The 15,839-nt window shown below is 61.8% G+C and carries 14 protein-coding genes; 2 read left to right on the top strand and 12 right to left on the bottom strand.

Features of this window, described 5'->3' with window-relative positions:
* Nucleotides 1–13: 13 nt before the first annotated feature.
* Both clpB and P9L99_07900 read right to left on the bottom strand, forming a co-directional pair.
* Nucleotides 14–2,596: an ATP-dependent chaperone ClpB gene (gene clpB / locus P9L99_07895; GenBank protein MDP8223264.1), complete on the bottom strand. Its 2,583-nt coding sequence runs from the start codon at nt 2,594–2,596 to the stop codon at nt 14–16.
* Nucleotides 2,597–2,655: 59 nt separating this feature from the next.
* A complete protein-coding gene (locus P9L99_07900) occupies nt 2,656–3,333 on the bottom strand; it encodes a hypothetical protein (protein ID MDP8223265.1) in 678 nt (225 codons plus the stop codon).
* Between the two features lie 220 nt (nt 3,334–3,553).
* Between P9L99_07900 and P9L99_07905 the strand changes: the two genes are divergently transcribed.
* A complete protein-coding gene (locus P9L99_07905) occupies nt 3,554–3,997 on the top strand; it encodes an Hsp20/alpha crystallin family protein (GenBank protein MDP8223266.1) in 444 nt (147 codons plus the stop codon).
* 157 nt (nt 3,998–4,154) lie between these two features.
* Here P9L99_07905 and P9L99_07910 read toward each other — a convergent pair whose 3' ends face one another.
* The 4 genes from P9L99_07910 to P9L99_07925 form a co-directional block, all read right to left on the bottom strand.
* Entirely contained in the window at nt 4,155–5,420 is a 1,266-nt protein-coding gene (locus tag P9L99_07910) for a Glu/Leu/Phe/Val dehydrogenase (protein ID MDP8223267.1), read from the bottom strand.
* A 121-nt stretch (nt 5,421–5,541) separates the two neighbouring features.
* Entirely contained in the window at nt 5,542–5,889 is a 348-nt protein-coding gene (locus P9L99_07915) for a hypothetical protein (protein ID MDP8223268.1), read from the bottom strand.
* Nucleotides 5,890–6,121: 232 nt separating this feature from the next.
* Entirely contained in the window at nt 6,122–7,468 is a 1,347-nt protein-coding gene (locus P9L99_07920) for a sigma-54 dependent transcriptional regulator (protein ID MDP8223269.1), read from the bottom strand.
* Complete coding sequence (locus P9L99_07925; protein MDP8223270.1) at nt 7,458–9,098, bottom strand: ATP-binding protein; 1,641 nt, start codon at nt 9,096–9,098, stop codon at nt 7,458–7,460. Before P9L99_07925 ends, P9L99_07920 begins: the two co-directional genes overlap by 11 nt.
* 120 nt (nt 9,099–9,218) lie before the next feature.
* Here P9L99_07925 and P9L99_07930 point away from each other — a divergent pair, with 120 nt between their 5' ends.
* Nucleotides 9,219–9,557 carry a zinc ribbon domain-containing protein gene (locus P9L99_07930; protein MDP8223271.1) on the top strand — a complete coding sequence of 113 codons (339 nt, stop codon included), beginning with the start codon at nt 9,219–9,221 and terminating at the stop codon, nt 9,555–9,557.
* On the opposite strand, the gene P9L99_07935 is transcribed toward P9L99_07930, so the two are convergent.
* The 6 genes from P9L99_07935 to P9L99_07960 all read right to left on the bottom strand — a co-directional run bounded on the left by P9L99_07935 (nt 9,558) and on the right by P9L99_07960 (nt 15,823).
* Complete coding sequence (locus tag P9L99_07935; GenBank protein ID MDP8223272.1) at nt 9,558–10,472, bottom strand: 2-dehydropantoate 2-reductase; 915 nt, start codon at nt 10,470–10,472, stop codon at nt 9,558–9,560. It abuts the gene before it with no gap.
* Between the two features lie 101 nt (nt 10,473–10,573).
* Nucleotides 10,574–12,022, bottom strand: a complete 1,449-nt coding sequence (locus tag P9L99_07940; protein ID MDP8223273.1) for a radical SAM protein — start codon at nt 12,020–12,022, stop codon at nt 10,574–10,576.
* Between the two features lie 74 nt (nt 12,023–12,096).
* Nucleotides 12,097–12,507, bottom strand: coding sequence for a hypothetical protein (locus P9L99_07945; protein MDP8223274.1), 411 nt, complete (start codon nt 12,505–12,507; stop codon nt 12,097–12,099).
* A gap of 356 nt (nt 12,508–12,863) precedes the next feature.
* Nucleotides 12,864–13,715 carry an SDR family NAD(P)-dependent oxidoreductase gene (locus tag P9L99_07950; GenBank protein ID MDP8223275.1) on the bottom strand — a complete coding sequence of 284 codons (852 nt, stop codon included), beginning with the start codon at nt 13,713–13,715 and terminating at the stop codon, nt 12,864–12,866.
* Nucleotides 13,716–13,725: 10 nt separating this feature from the next.
* Nucleotides 13,726–15,348: an acyl-CoA dehydrogenase family protein gene (locus P9L99_07955; GenBank protein ID MDP8223276.1), complete on the bottom strand. Its 1,623-nt coding sequence runs from the start codon at nt 15,346–15,348 to the stop codon at nt 13,726–13,728.
* 13 nt (nt 15,349–15,361) lie between these two features.
* Complete coding sequence (locus tag P9L99_07960) at nt 15,362–15,823, bottom strand: Zn-ribbon domain-containing OB-fold protein (protein MDP8223277.1); 462 nt, start codon at nt 15,821–15,823, stop codon at nt 15,362–15,364.
* Nucleotides 15,824–15,839 lie beyond the last annotated feature (16 nt).

Consider the following 15,839-nt stretch of genomic DNA (forward strand, 5'->3'; position numbering starts at 1 on the left):
TATTTGGCCGAACTCACTCCGTAAATGTTGTGGTGAACCGGAACGCTTTGCCGTCGTAGTCGACGGTGACATGGGCGTCGGTTTTGATTTCGCCGGCGATGATTTGTTCCGAGAGCGGTTCGAGCACCTTTTCCTGGATGGCTCGTTTGAGCGGGCGCGCGCCGTAGGCCGGTTGGAAGCCCAGTTCGGCCAACTCGTCTTTGGCGGCGTCGGTCAGGTCCAGGTCGATGGCGCGGTCGGCCAGGCGGCCGCGGACGCGGCGCAGTTGGATATCGACAATGCCGCGGATGTCTTGCTTGCTCAGGCGGTCGAAGATCAGCACGGCGTCGACGCGGTTGAGGAATTCGGGCCGGAAGGTTTGCCGCAGCGCCTCCTGGGCGAGCTTTTCAATTTCGGCGCGGTCGTCCAGTTCCAGCATGTACTGGCTGCCGACGTTGGAGGTCATGATCAGGATCGTGTTGCGGAAATCGACGGTGCGGCCGTGCCCGTCGGTCAGGCGGCCGTCGTCGAGCACCTGCAGCAGCACGTTGAAGACGTCGGCGTGCGCCTTTTCGATTTCGTCGAGCAGCACCACGCTGTAGGGGCGGCGCCGCACGGCCTCGGTGAGTTGGCCGCCCTCGTCGTAGCCGACGTATCCCGGGGGCGCGCCGATCAGGCGGCTGACGGTGTGCTTTTCCATGTACTCGCTCATGTCCAGGCGCACCATGGCGCGTTCGTCGTCGAAGAGAAACGCGGCGAGGGAGCGGGCCAGTTCGGTTTTGCCCACGCCCGTCGGGCCCAGGAAGAGGAAGGAGGCGATGGGCCGGTTGGGGTCGGCGATGCCCGCGCGGGACATGCGGATGGCCTTGGCCACGCGGCTGACGGCTTCGTCCTGGCCGACGAGGCGTTCGTGGATGCGGTCTTCGATGTGCAGCAGGCGGTCGCTTTCGGACTCGAGCATTTTGCTGACGGGGATGCCGGTCCACTTGGCCACGATGAAGGCGATGTCTTCGTCGGTGACTTCCTCGCGCACGAACGAGCCGTGCTGCTGCTCGCTTTTGAGTTCTTCCTCCAGCGAGGCGATTTGCTTGTTGAGGCGCGGCAGGGCGTCATATTCGATTTCCGCGGCGCGCTGCAGGTCGCCCCGGCGCTGGGCGTTTTCCTGCTCGGTTTTGAGGCGGTCGATTTCCTCGCCGACGTTGCGCAACTGGGCCACCAGGTCGCGCTGGCGCTGCCACTTGGCGGTGATTTCCTCGATGGTTTGGTTAAGCGCGGCGAGCTCTTCGTCGATTTCGGCGATGCGGCTTTCCCCGCCGCCGTTCTCCATAGTCAGCGCCTGGCGTTCGACCTCCAGACGGATGCGGCGTCGCTCGGCGTCGTCCAGGGGCGTGGGTTTGCTTTCGATTTCCATCTTAAGGCGGCTGGCGGCTTCGTCGACCAGGTCGATGGCCTTGTCGGGCAGGAAGCGGTCGGTGATGTAGCGATCCGACAGGCGGGCGGCGGCGACCAGCGCGGCGTCTTGGATGCGGATGCCGTGGTGCACTTCGTATTTTTGCTTGATGCCGCGCAGGATGGCCATGGTGTCTTCGACGCTCGGCTCGGCGATGTAGACCTGCTGGAAGCGGCGCTCGAGCGCTTTGTCTTTCTCGATGTGCTTGCGGTATTCGTCCAGCGTCGTGGCGCCGATGCAGCGCAGTTGCCCGCGGGCCAGGGCGGGCTTGAGCATGTTGGCCGCGTCCTGCGCCCCTTCGGCGGCCCCGGCCCCGACCAGCGTGTGCAGTTCGTCGATAAAGAGAATGACGCGGCCCTCGGCGGCGGTGATTTCCTTCAGCACGGCCTTGAGGCGATCCTCGAACTCGCCGCGGTATTTCGCCCCGGCCACCAGCGCGCCCAGGTCCAGGGAGAGCACGCGCTTGTCTTTGAGGCTTTCGGGCACGTCGCCGGCGTGGATGCGTTGCGCGATGCCCTCGACGATGGCCGTTTTGCCGACGCCGGGTTCGCCGATGAGCACCGGGTTGTTTTTCGTGCGGCGCGAGAGGACTTGGATCGAGCGGCGGATTTCCTCGTCGCGACCGATCACCGGGTCGAGCTTGCCTTGGCGGGCCTGAGCGGTCAGGTCGAGGCAGTAGCGGTCCAGCGCCTGCGCTTTGTCTTCGGGGTTGTCGTCGGTGACGCGCTGCGTGCCGCGCACCTGCGCCAGGGCGGCCAGCAGGGCATCGGTGTTGATGTTGTGGCGTTCGAAAACCGGGCGCGCTTCCCGTCCCGCGCCGCCGGCCATGGCCAGCAGGAAGTGCTCGGTGGACAGGTAGTCATCTTTCATTTGGTCGGCGAGGCGCTGGGCGGCGTCGAAGACCACCTTGAGTTCGCGGCCGACGTAGGCTTCGGCACCCTGGACTTTGGGCAGGCGGTCGACGTGGCGCTCGGCGTCGGCGGCCACGGCGTCGGGGCTCACGCCGAGTTTTTCCAAGATCGCGGGCACCATGCCGCCTTCCTGCCGCACGAGGGCGAGCAGCAGGTGTGCGGAGGTGATTTCCTGGTTGCCGAACTGCCGCGCAGCGGTTTCGGCGGCCTGGACGGCCTCGCGGGATTTGACGGTCAGTTTATCGGATTGAGCCATGGCGCACTCCGCTCCTTGACGTTATTTCACATAAATAATAAGTTCCAACTGTATCGCCGTCAAGAGTCATCCTCATCTTGGCGCGGCAGATCCATCAGCCTGTCCATGAGGCGGTTGAGTTTGTCGCGCACCCGGCGGCTTTCTTGAAAGACCTCATTTCGGCGTTCGGGTTCGAGGAATCCGCCTTCGGCGGCGTCTTGTTCCAGTTTTTCCATAGCGGCAACTAGTAGTTTCCACTCTTTGTAAAAGTCGGACGTGGGTTTGCGGCCGCCTCCAGGCCGGCGCCGGCCTTTTCCTTTGACCATCTTGCGCAATTCGCGCACGGAGATGGAATTTTCCACGACTTCGCCGCCGATGCGGCAGCGTTCGTCGGGGTTGGCGACCTGGTAGAGCACGCTGTGGTGCGAGGGCGGCAGTTCGCGGGCCGTTTTCGAGGGCAGGACGCGGAAGTTGACGGCGACATGGATGAAGCGGCGCAGGGCGGCTTCGGAGAAGGGCAAGTCTTCGCGTTCGCAGAGGTTTTTGAAGGACACGTTTTTCGTCGGGTTCTGCGAGGAGACTTCGGCGATATTGTCGTCGAAGAACTCGCGAATCAGGTAGTCGCCGATGATTTTGGCGCGCATGGTCAGTTCGGCTTCCATGGCGTCTTTTTGCTCGTGGAGCCAGCGCACGGTTTGGTCGACCCTGTTCTGGTCGTCGTCGCGTACGAGCGTGGCGCGGGGGTGTTCTTCGCTCATCGTGCCCTCCAACTTTGCTAACGTTGTCAAAGTTATAATTTTTTGAAAAAATAGTCAACCGAAGTCTTGACAGCCGCGCGGGGCTGTTTATTTTATGGGCAGAAATAAAAGCGGGTCGCGGACGACGGCAATCGCCGGCAACTTTGAGATTACAACCAGCGACCCCATTAAAAAAAGCATGAAATAAGGTTAGGCGAAAGAAACGAAAGGAGAAGTTGTCATGACGCTAGTACGATGGAGACCCATCCGCGAAAGGGATCAGTTCCACCATGATATGAACCGGCTGTTTGACTCGTTTTGGACGGGTCGGGCGGCGACCGAAGGCATCGCCGGTGCTTGGACGCCGGCTGTGAACATCTATGAAGACGACGACCGGTATACGGTGTCGGTGGCGCTGCCGGGGCTGACTGAGAGCGACGTTCACGTCAACATCGAGAACAACATGCTGACGATTTCCGGTGAGCGGAAGCTCGAGAACGAAGACGCGCAGGAAAACTACAAGCGTATCGAGCAGTACTACGGCGAATTCACTCGGAGCTTCGCGTTACCCAACACGATCGACACCGAGCAGGTGGAAGCTACGATGGATAAGGGCGTGTTGCACGTGGCGCTGCCCAAGCGCGCCGAGACCAAACCGCGGTCCATCGAAGTGAAAGTTCACTAGGAACCACACAGCGACGAACGAGCAAAGCAACGAATTGTCCCAACCTCCCTTTTTCGGGCGACCTTTGGGTCGCCTTTTTTTGTGCCGGATCCGGTGCATCGAAACGCCCACAAAAAAACGGCCCCCGGAGGGGCCGTTTTTGCTCGGACTCGAAGGCTCAGGGGAAGAGGCCGCGGTCTTTGTAAACTTCCTGCAGCCGGTTGAAGGCGACGATGTAGGCGGCGGTGCGCCAATCGCAGCCACCGCATTGAGCGGCAGCGGTTTTAACGCGCTCGTAGGCTGCGGAGATGATTTTATGCAGCTTGGAGTCGACCTTGGGCAGGTCCCAACTTTCGGCGCGCTTGTTTTGCAGCCACTCGAAGTAGCTGACGATCACGCCGCCGGAGTTGCAGAGGATATCGGGAATGATATCCACGCCGTGCTCGACCAGGTAGTCGTTACCCTCGGGGGTTGAGGGGCCGTTAGCGCCCTCGGCCACGAGTTTGACATCCAGCCACGGTGCGGTGTCGGCAGTGATTTGGCTTTCCAGCGCGGCGGGCACGAAAATGTCGGCCTTGGTTTTCAGGAAGGTTTCGTGATCGATGGCATCGCCGCCCGGGAAATTCACGACGCCGCCGGCTTCGGCCACGTAGGCGGCCAGTTTTTCCGCATCGAGGCCGTCGGCGCAGCGAATCGCGCCGGTGGCGTCCTCGACGGCCAGCAGTTTAGTGCCCTTGGGTTGCATCAAGCGGGCGGTCCATGAGCCGACGTTGCCGAAGCCCTGCACGAAGTAGGTGGCTTGGCTCAGGTCGAAGTCGCAATCTTCCGCCCAATGCTCGATGCAGTACACGATGCCTTGCGCGGTGGCCTTTTCGCGGCCGACGCTGCCGCCGGCTTCGACGGGTTTGCCGGTCACCACGTGTGTCGACCGGGCGCGTTCGAGCGGCGGGACGGTCATCAGGTAGGTATCGAGGATCCACGCCATGATCTGGGCGTTGGTATTCACGTCGGGCGCGGGGATATCGTAATCCGGCCCGATCGTGTTGCCGAGTGAGAAGGTAAAGCGGCGGGTGATATGTTCGAGTTCGTTCAGCGAATACGCTTGGGGATCGAACTGCACGCCGCCTTTGGCGCCGCCGAGGGGGATCCCGGCGATGGCGCATTTCCAAGTCATCCAGGTGGCTAGGGCGCGGACTTCGTCGATACTTACCGCGGGGTGATAGCGCAGCCCGCCCTTGAACGGCCCCAACACGTTATTGTGTTGGACGCGATAACCGGTGAACATTTCGACACGGCCGTCGTCCATTTTGACCGGGAAATTGACGATAATCTCGTTGGTGGTCTTAGCCAGAATCTTACGGATTTCGGGATTCAAACCCATCAAATCCGCCGCCTTATCGAACTGTCGCTGCACGTTCTCATAGACGCTGTGTTGTTTGCTCATCGCCTCGTTCCTTTCACGCGATTCGGGTTGAGAGGTCGATTCTCCAGCCGGGAACTCAATCATTTTTCCTTGTATGTGACAAGTATAATCACGGTGTTCTTGGCATGTTTCGCTGATTTGCTCAGCAATATTCCTCGCAACGCCAAACCCCACCTCGGGCGTGAGACAACGTGCAGTCGTCGCGGTTGGCGCACGTGGCGCACAACCCCTGAAACTGCGTATCACGCCCAGTTGGGGGGTTCAATTTCGTAACGTTTTGCGGTACGGCTTCGGTGGCCGCCGTTTCGAATTCTTCACAGGTCCAAATCGGATTCCGGTGGTCTTTGCGGTACATGCAGCCATCCAGATGCATGCAGGTCGCGCAAATGCCGAGTTCGCAGTTTTTCTCGGGCGGTTCGGGAACCACTTTCACGGCGGCTTTCCGTTTCGAACGGCCTGCCGTCGGGGACTCGGTTGTCGAAAATGCCATGGCACGCTCCTTTTGTTTCCGTGGGACTGTGTATTCCGGTGCGGGGTAGAGCAAAAGCGATGCCGGATTCGAAAGGGGGCGTTTTCAGCTTCGTATCGTTATGAATTAATAGGAGAAAATTCTTTTTTCACGGATTTCGCACGAGGGCGTCGCGGCTGCATAAGCGGGGAGAAACACCCCGGCGGGGAGTAACGCCCCACCTAAAGATGGAGACCGTGAGAGGCGTGGCGACTCAGCTATCGAGGCCGAAGCGTTTGATTTTTTCGCGCAGGGTTTTGCGGTCGATCCCCAATACTTCGGCGGCGTGGGTCTTGTTGCCCTCCAGGTGTTGCAGAACGCGGCGGATGTGATCGGCTTCGACTTCGGCCAGCGTGCGACTAAGTCCGGATTCGCGGGCCGCGGAATGCCGCATCTCAACCGGCAGATCCGGCGCGTCGATCTCCGGCCCGCTCATCACCACCACGCGTTGGACGGCGTTTTCCAGCTCGCGGACATTACCCGGCCAATAGTACTGACTCAGTGCGCCAATGGCGCGCTTGGTGAAGCGGGGTTTCGGGCAACCCATTTCCTTGGCGTATTTCGCGGCGAAATAGTCGAGCAGCAAAAGCAGATCCTTGTCCCGCTCCCGCAGCGGCGGCACGGCGATGGTGATCACGTTGAGGCGAAAATACAGGTCTTCACGAAACACGCCCTTGGCCACCAGCGCCGGGAGGTCCTTGTTGGTCGCGGCGAGAATACGCACGTCGATCTGCCGTTCCTTGGTGTCGCCGACCAGCACGACCTTTTTATCTTGCAGCACCCGCAGCAGCTTGATCTGGATCACCGGGGTCAAATCGCCGATTTCGTCCAGGAAAAGCGTGCCTCCGTCGGCCACCTGAAAAAATCCGGCGCGGCTTTGCAGCGCTCCGGTGAACGCGCCGCGCACGTGGCCGAACAGTTCGCTCTCCAAAAGGTTTTCCGGTATGCCGGCGCAGTTGATCGGCACGAAGGCTCCGGTCGAGCGTTGGCTGTTGTAGTGAATCGCCCGGGCCACCAGTTCCTTGCCCGTGCCGCTTTCGCCGGAGATGAGCACTGTGGCGTTGGCCCGGGCGCTTTTGGCGATGGTGGCGAAAACCCGCTGCATGGCCGGCGACTGTCCGATCAAGCCGCCGGTGTCGATTGGCGGCGGGGCAGCTTCTTGTTCGCGACGTTTTTCGAGTTTGGCCAACGAGTCGCAAACGGCGGCGATAAGTTCGTCGTCGGTAAAGGGTTTGGGCAGGTAGTTTTCCGCGCCCTCCTTGACGGCCTCGACCGCGCCGGAAATCGACGGATAGCCGGTGATGATCATGACTTCCGTGTTCCCGTGGTTTTCGCGGACATGGCGAACTAGGTCCATGCCGCTTTGCCCCGGCATTTTCAAATCCGTGATGACCAGATCCACGTCCGAGTCACGTAGGATCTCCAGCGCGCCGGGCACCCCATCGGCGGTCAGAACGCGGCAGCCGACGGCCGTGAGATTGCGCTGCAAAACTTCGAGCGTTGCGGGAGAGTCGTCCACGACAAGCACGAGGGGTTTGGGGATCGGCAATTTACTGATCACGTTCTTCTCCCGGTTGGTCGTAGCCGTTGATTAGCGGCAGCATCATGACAAAACGGGTGCCCTGCCCGGGCCGACTTTCCACGTCGATGGTTCCGCCATGAGCTTGGATGATGCCGTGTACCACCGCGAGGCCCAGGCCGGTGCCTTGGTCGATGTTCTTGGTGGTGAAAAAGGGCAGGAACGCTTGGGATCGCACGGCTTCGTCCATCCCCAAGCCGTTGTCGGCGACGGTGAGGCAAAGGTGGTCGCCTTTTGGCTCGAGGCCGAGGCGCACGGTGCCGCCCTCGGGCATCGCCTGCAGGGCGTTGACCAGTAGGTTCATCATCACCTGGGTTAACTGACCGGGGTCGGCGACCAGTTCCGGCACGTCGGGGTCGAAGTTTTGTTGCACGACAACGCCGGCCTTTTCGAAGCGGTGCTGCAGAATTCCCAGGACGTCGGCGACGATGTGCGGGATATCCACGGCGGTTTTCTGCGGCGGCAGTTGTCGCCCGAAAAACAACAGCTTCTTGACCACTTCCCGCGAGTGCAAAGCGGCGTCGCGAATGCGCGCCACATCGCGGCGTGTTTGGTCGCCGAGCGCTTCGTCTTTCAGCGCCAGTTGGGCGAAGCCCAAGATGCTCGCCAGCGGCTCGTTGATCTCGTGCGCCATACCCGCGGCCAGTTGGCCGATCGTGGCCAAGCGGTCGGCCCGATGCAATTGCGCTTCCATGTCGGCGCGTTCTTGCTCGCGTTCCTTGTTTTTCAAGATCACCGCGATTTGACCGACGATCGCGCCGATCAAATGGCGTTCCTCGCTTAGGAAGGGGCCTTCGTCGCGCTGGGGCCGCGCTTCGGAATACATCACTTCGAGACTGCCGCGCGCGCGGTTGTTCAAGATGATCGGCTCCCGCATCACGTACGCGGGTTCGGCGAAGGAAGAGGAGCGGTATTCCACGTCGTCGACCACCAGGCGGCACGAGGCGATTTCCGGATACCGCCACGCCGCGGCCACGTGGTCGGGAATTTGTTTCAGCGCGTCGGCAAGGGAGGTGCCGGTTTTGTTCACGACATTCATGATCTCATAGAGGCCGGTCAATTCCTTCACGCGCTCGCGCAGGGCGGCAACGGTTCGCTGGTGGGCCAAAGCGCTGGCGAGCACTTGGGCCAAGGCGGTGAATTCCACGGCGTCGACCGAGGTGAAGAAATCCGGTTGCTTGTCGGCCAGGCACAGCAGGCCGAGGGAACGATCACCGGCGCGCAACGGCAGCACCAAGCGTGTGCCGGGCGGCTTGTCCGGCAGGTTCATAATGCCGCCCGCCCGCTTGCCGGAAAAGATTTCGGCCAGGGTGGTTTCCAGCGTGCTGTCATCGGCCAGGGCGGGCAGCGGGTGTCCGTTCGGGCCGGTGGCGCACGGGGCGACCGCGGCATGGAAGTGGGGGGTTGCGTTGGCTTCGGTCACGGTTTGCAGGAACTTGTTTTGCTCCAACACCCGCAATTCGACGACGTCGCATGAAAGGGTGTCCACCAGGACTTTGGAAACGCGTTCCATGAAATCCACGCGCGAGGCGCTCTGGTTGATTAAGGCCAGCAGGGGGCCGAGTAAGTCGAGGAATTCCTGAACGCGCTTGGGAATCGACGGGACAGTCATGAGCAAGTCCTTCATCGTGAATCATACCGGCCGACTTTCGCGCTTCTGCCCGCCGGGAGCAAGCCGGGAGGGTTTGACGGACGGTGCCGCCGTGCGCACAGTAGCAAGCGGAGGTACGCGATGCCGATCTACGAGTATCGTTGCGAAGACTGCGGGCAGGTCAGCAGTTTCATGGAAAAGATGTTCGAGCGCCCGCGCCTGTTTCGCCGCCGCAAGCGCTGCAAGCATTGCCGGAGCAAGCGTCTGGTGAAAATCCCGAGCGGTTTCGGCGTGAGCGTCGAGCGCACGCAGACCGAGATGCTCAACGAACTCAAGTCGATGGGTAACGTGCAATTCGTGCCGCAGCAGGCGAGTCCGACACCCCAAGGGCCGCCGGACGGCAAGTGTCCGTATTGCGATGCGGACCAGAGCCAGGAAGAAAAGAAGCCGCCGGAACCCGAGAAGATCGAGGTGATCTGACTACTTGGCGGCCTCCAAGGTTTCCACCAAGCGCAACAACGCCAGGTTAACCGGCGCCTGCATGCCCAGGGTTTCGGCCAACCGCACAACGGCGCCGTTGATCGCCTCGACCTCCGAACGCCGCCCCTTGTAGATGTCCTGCTGCATCGAGGATAAGTTGTCGGCCGTGCGCGAAAGAAGCTTTTCAACCTGGCTCACCGGGTTGTAGTAGGGCAGATCGATGCCCGCCTGCCGGACAATCGCCTCGGCCTCGCGGACCGCCGATTTGGACAACTCCCACGCGGACTCGATTTCCAGCACCTTGCCGTTCCGGATGCGGGTGAGCGCGGTGATAGCGCCGACGCCGATCTTGATCAGCACCCGGCCCCACAGCAGAGAATCCAGATTGTCGGCCACCGAGGTCTTGATGCCGTGGCGGCTGAAGAACGACGCGACCATTTCGGCGCGATCGCGGCGGTTAGGGTCTTTGGCGGCAAGCGTAGTGTCGCCCCAACTGGTGTGCAGCACATGACCGGGGGCCAGCAACGCGGCGCCGATACTCGTCGTACCGGCCACGATACGCTCGCAACCCAAGGCGTCGGCCAGCGTGGTTTCGTTGCCGATGCCGTTTTGCAGCGAGACGACGACGGTGCGCGGTCCGAGAATCGGGCGGATGGCTTCGGCTGCGGCGGGGGCGTCGTGGCTTTTGACCAACGAGAGGACCAGTTCCGGGTGTGATTTGCCGTTGGATACGGCGGCGATGGGTACCGGGACGATCTCCACCCCGCTGATGCCTTCTACATGCAGACCCGCCGATTGCACCGCTTTGACGATGGCCGAATTTTTCTCGACAAGCGACACCTCGGCGCCGGCGCGATGCAGTAAGTAGGCGAACAGGCTACCCAAGGCGCCCGCCCCAACGATGACCGTTTTCATTTATCCCCCTGTAGGCTTTTTCGTTTTAGGCGGGGGCGGGCGGCGCGTCAAGTTGCGGGCGGCGTTTTTGGGGCGCGGTGCCGGTGGGCGTCGGGGCCCGGTCAGACGTGCTCGCCGAAGAAAAAGCGCAGCAAACGACGCTCCCACGGTCGCCCGAAGCGTCGCCGCCGCAGTCTCCGGCGCGAAAGCGGTCGCAACACTTTGAGCAGCAAGGACGCCAGCGGGCCGGGGCGGTAGGTCGTGAGTTTGTCGTCGATAAACAGGCTCGCGGTGTAGATCACGCCCAGTTGCGCGGCGAGTTCCGGGCTCACCCAGGGGGCGCGGCTGTAGTTCCAGGAGGCGTCGGCGAGGTCGGCCGCCGTGGGGATCGCATATCCGCGCGCCGCCAAATCTTGCGCCAACGTGGTGCCCGGGTAGGGCGTGTAGGCGTAGATCGGCGAGACCAGCGCCCCGGCTTTGGTCAGGTCGAGGGCCAGGTCCAAGGTTTGCCCGCGATCGGCTTCGTCTTCGTCCGGAAAGCCGATCATCAAATTGATCCACGGGCGTATACCGGCGGCCAGCAGGCGTTTGACCTGCGCGTGCACGAGCCCCGGCTCTTCGCTTTTGTGGAGCATTTCGGCGATGCGCGGCGAACCCGTTTCGACGCCGATGTCCACGCGGTCCAGTCCGCCGGCCGCCAACTGGGCCAGTTCGCTGTTTTCCATCGCCGCCAGATCGCGCAGCCGGCCGCCGTTGCTGGTCCACGTCAATCCGGGATGACGGCGCGGCATCAGGCGGGCGATTTGCAGGGCGCGTTCGCGGTCGGCGAAAAAGTTGTCGTCCACGAAATCGATGTGCCCGGCCCGCGGGAAGGTGCGGGTGAGATCGTCGATGGCCCGCATAACCCAGTCGGCGGGGGCGCCGCGCCAGAAGGGTTTCGTTCGCGTGGAGAGGTAGCAGTAGGTGCATCGGCCGGGGCAGCCGCGGCTGGTTTCGAGCACGCCGACCCACTTGTTTTGTTTGCGATAGAGGTAGTCGTGTCTCAGCAGCGTGAAGGGCAGCCGCTCGATGCGTTCGAGTTCGAAGGGCGCGGGTTCGCCGGTGCGGCTTACGCCACTTGCGTCGCGATGCCACACGCCGGGCACGTTTTGGACGGAATCAGCGTCGCGTAATGCGGCGGCCAGTTGCGCGAAAGCGTCTTCGCCGTCACCGATAATGGCGTAATCGGCCAGGCCGTCGCGGACGAGGGTTTCGCCGAAGAGGGTGGCGTGTTTGCCGCCCCACACGATCGGTCCGATTTCCGCCTTACGCAGGACGGCAGCGGTTTCGGAGGCGGTTTTAGCCTGGAGGCCGGTGATGGCGGTCAAACCGACGGCCAGGATTTCGGGATCGCGCCAGCGTTGCAGCAGGTCGCCGGTGAGGCGGGTCAGGCGCAGGTCGACGATTTCCACCTTGATGTCGTCGGGTACGAGCGCCGCGACGTACACCAGGGCCAAGGGCAACGAAGGTTTGCCTTTGCCTTTTTCCAGCCCGAAACCGGGGGGCTGCAACAGTAGGATCTTTCGATTCACGACTTTCACGCGCGTAGAAATTAAACGGGCCGACACTTAACATGTCGACCCGTCAAAATGTCTTGAACGATACGCTACAGGGGTTGAACGTCCTTCGGTTTTTCCTCTTTCTTAGCCGGGGCCGGCTTGTCGCCGTTTTTCGATCCGACTTTGTCTTTCAAGGCATTGAGCGACGCGGCAACCGCTTCGAGTTCGGCCGCGAAAGTCGGGTCGGCGGTTGCTTTGAGATCGTTCAGCGTTTCCCGCAGCGAGTCCAAGTCGCGCAAGAAAAGCGCCTCGTTGACTTTGCGGTTGACGACATCGCTGCTTTTCACGATTTGCAGCAATGAATCATTGACGGCCGCAAAGCGCGTGTCGATCGATTTTTCGAGTTCTTCGACCGTCGGCGTCGGTTTGACCGCGTTGATACTAATCAGCACGAGCGCGAGAGCCGCAAGGATCAAGGCGAGCCCTGGAATAAAGCCTACGTTTTTCTTTTCATCCACTGCCGTTCCCTCCTTAACTCTGGGTTGACTGTCTTTTTGAGCTTGGCTTTGAACGTAATCAGGTTCTTTGGATTTCGGTGTTTCCGGCGGATTTGCGGCGACCGGCGGATCAGGCTGCGGCGCATCAGCCTTCGGGTTCGCCGAGGCTTCGGCAGCCTCGAACAGGCGCTTATGACTGATGCAATAATCGCTTCCGGCCACGGCATTCGCCTGGCACGGGTTCCCCGCCTTGGTGGTCGCTTTACATTTCACGAATTGAAAACCCCGAACAATCTATCCCACATATAACTGGTGACAAAAGGAAGATAACAACCTCCCGACCACCATGTCAAGCAAGCGGCCGCGGACCGCAGCGATCAGGACGGCCGTTTCAAGTCGTTTAGGCTGAACATCTTCGCCAGCACTTTGTCGAGCACCGAGGTGGGCAGCCATTTCTGCATCGCGACGAATTTCGCCGCCCCGCTGCCCAACCGGAGCACCGGCGGCGCTTTTTCCGCCGTGACCGCCGCCACGACTTCCCGCGCGAATTCGCCGGTATCCATGGCGTCCTTTTGCGACGATTGCGCGCGCTTGATCAACCCGTCCTTGATCGGTGCGTACCAAGAGCCTTCGCCCCCGTAACGCTTGGCGAAGCCTTCAGCGGCGCTGCCGAATCCGGAACGAATCGCGCCCGGCTGAACGAGGATCACGTCGATCCCAAAAGGTGCCAACTCCATGCGCAAGGCGTCGGAAAACACATGCAGCGCCGCTTTCGAGGCACAGTACGCCCCGGCGAAGGGCGAAACGAGAATGCCCGAAACGCTGCCCATGTTGACGATCCGCCCGCTGCCTCGTTCGACCATCTGCGGCGCGACCGCGCGGGCCAACGCCAGCGGCCCGACGACGTTGGTTTCCAACTGGTGACGCACGTCTTCGGAGGAGATTTCAATCGTCGGCGCAATCAGGCCGTAACCGGCGTTATTGACAACGATGTCCACCCGCCCCGCCGTTTCCACCGCGAAGTCCACCGCGGCGCGGATCGACGTTTCGTCGGTTACGTCCACGCGCGTGGTTTCGAAACCGGCTTCGCGCAATTCGTCGATCGACTCGGGCCGTCGCGCGGTGGCGATCACCCGGTGGCCTTGACGGCGAAACTCCTCGGCCAAGGCGCGCCCGATGCCCGAGGAGCAACCGGTGATTAAAACGACTTGGTTTTGCAGTGCGCTCATCACGAACTCCCTACCGATACCCGACAAACAGGTGCTCGGCCAATTGATCTTCCAGTTGGGCCGCGGCGGGAAAACGCGCCAACCAACTCCGCGTTTCTTCCGACCGCTTTGTCAGGCCCGCGTCATGCTCGGCGTCGGGCAATCCCGCGAGGGATTCGACCGCCATTTCGTGCAGCAACCACCAACCATGCCGCAGTTCGATCGCCGTTTCCAGGGCGAGGCGTTCGAGGTCGGTTTCCTCGTTGACCAACGCCGCTTCGATCATCAGGCAGACCGCGTCGAGCGACACGTAAGCTTCGGATAGTTGCTTGCCGAAAGGTGCGGTTTTGGCCAGCGGCCGCCCGCCGGCATCGATTTCATCGGCCGCAGCGAGCGTGTCGAGCAACCACGCCCGGCCTTTGTTCGCGCCTTCGAGGACCGTAGCCAGTAGCGCCGGCGCGGCGTCGGGAAGCACGATCTCCCGCGGTTTGAGCGCGCCGCGATCATCGCGCAAAAGCTTGCTCATGATGAGGTGCTGCACTTCGGTGGTGCCGCCGCCGATCGACGCCAGTTTGGAATCACGGAAGGCGCGCTCGACTTTCACTTCGTCCATCAGCCCCGCGCCGCCGAAGGCCTGCACCGCCAGCGAGGCCATCGCCGTGGCGCGCCCGCCGCAGAAGCATTTCGCCGCGGCCGCCTCCAGGGCATGCATGCCGCCTTGCCCCTTGAGCGCTGCGATGCGCCGCACCATCCACCGCGAGCCGGTAATGTACGAGGACAGCCTGGCGACCATCGACTGTACGGCGTGGAATTCGGCGATTGGTCGCCCGAATTGTTCGCGTTGCAAGGCGTATTCAATGGCCTGATCGAGTGACCGTTCCATCAGTCCGACCAGCGGCGAAAGCAACTGGCTGCGGTCCCACTCCAAGGCCGTGAGGCCGACGAAGAAGCCCATGCCCTCGGCGCTGACCAAATTCTCGGCGGGCACGAAACAATCTTCGAGGAAGACTTCCGCTGTGCCCGACGCCCGCACGCAGAGCTTGTCCATCGGCGGTCCGATCGACAGCCCGTCGGTATCGCGTTCCACCAGGAAGGCGCTGATACCCATCTGCTTGAGGCTCGGGTCTTTGGTGGCGAAGATCAGGTAAAGACCGCCTTCGGGCGCGTTGGTGATATACGTTTTTTGTCCGTTGAGAACGTAGCCGCCCTCGACCGGACGGTAGGTCGCGCGCAATCCTCCGGCGTCGGATCCGGCACCGGGTTCGGTCAACGCGAAGGCGCCGATGATCTCGCCGGTGGCCAGCTTGGGCAGGTAGCGTTGCATTTGTTCCGGCGAACAAAACTCGGCCAGTGTCGCGCCGAACAAGAAGGAATGCGCGCCCCATGACAGCATCAGTCCGCCGTCGGCGCCGGCGCGGCCGAAGGATTCGCCCACCAAGGTACAGCCCAGCGGGTCCACGCCCGAGCCGCCGTATTCGGTGGGGAAACTCAAGCCCAACGCGCCGAACTCGGCCAGCTTTTGCCATGCGTCGGGCTTGATGACCTTCTCCGCCTCGTGCTTGTCGGCTAAAGGTCCGAGGACCTCCTTGCCGAAGCGATACGCCTCCGCCGCCAACGCGCGGTGATCCTCGGTGATGCGCAGTATCTCGTCCATGATCGCGTTCCTTTTAGACCGGTTCGAAGTGCGAAATGTCGAGAATTTCGCCGCGGCGGTCTTCCGGCGCTTTGAAAATGGCTTTCACGCGCATGCCGATCTGGAGGTCCTTGGCCGGATTGGCCACGCCCTGGATCGTGTGCATCATGCCGGTGTCGGCGCCGTCGAGCTTGATGATCCCCACCGCCCACGGTTCGTCGCGCGGCGACGCGTCGGGGTTAAGGTAGGACACGCTGAAGGTGACAATCTCGCCCTCGGGTCCGACTTCCACCAGGCCCTCGGTGGGTTCGAAGCGGTCTTCGTCAAACGAGCGGGGCGGCACGAGTACGCGGCCCGATTTGGTTTTGGAGCCGAGGATTTTTCCTTCGTCGCGCAGGGCGATGAAAAATTTGCTGCCGACCTCGCCGGCGCTCCATTTGTATTCCTGGTCGAAGCGGCCGATACGGAAAATCAGTTCTTGCTTTTGTTCGGTCATGGTATCCTCCCGTCGG

The organism is Candidatus Lernaella stagnicola, assembly GCA_030765525.1.
GTDB lineage: Bacteria > Lernaellota > Lernaellaia > Lernaellales > Lernaellaceae > Lernaella > Lernaella stagnicola.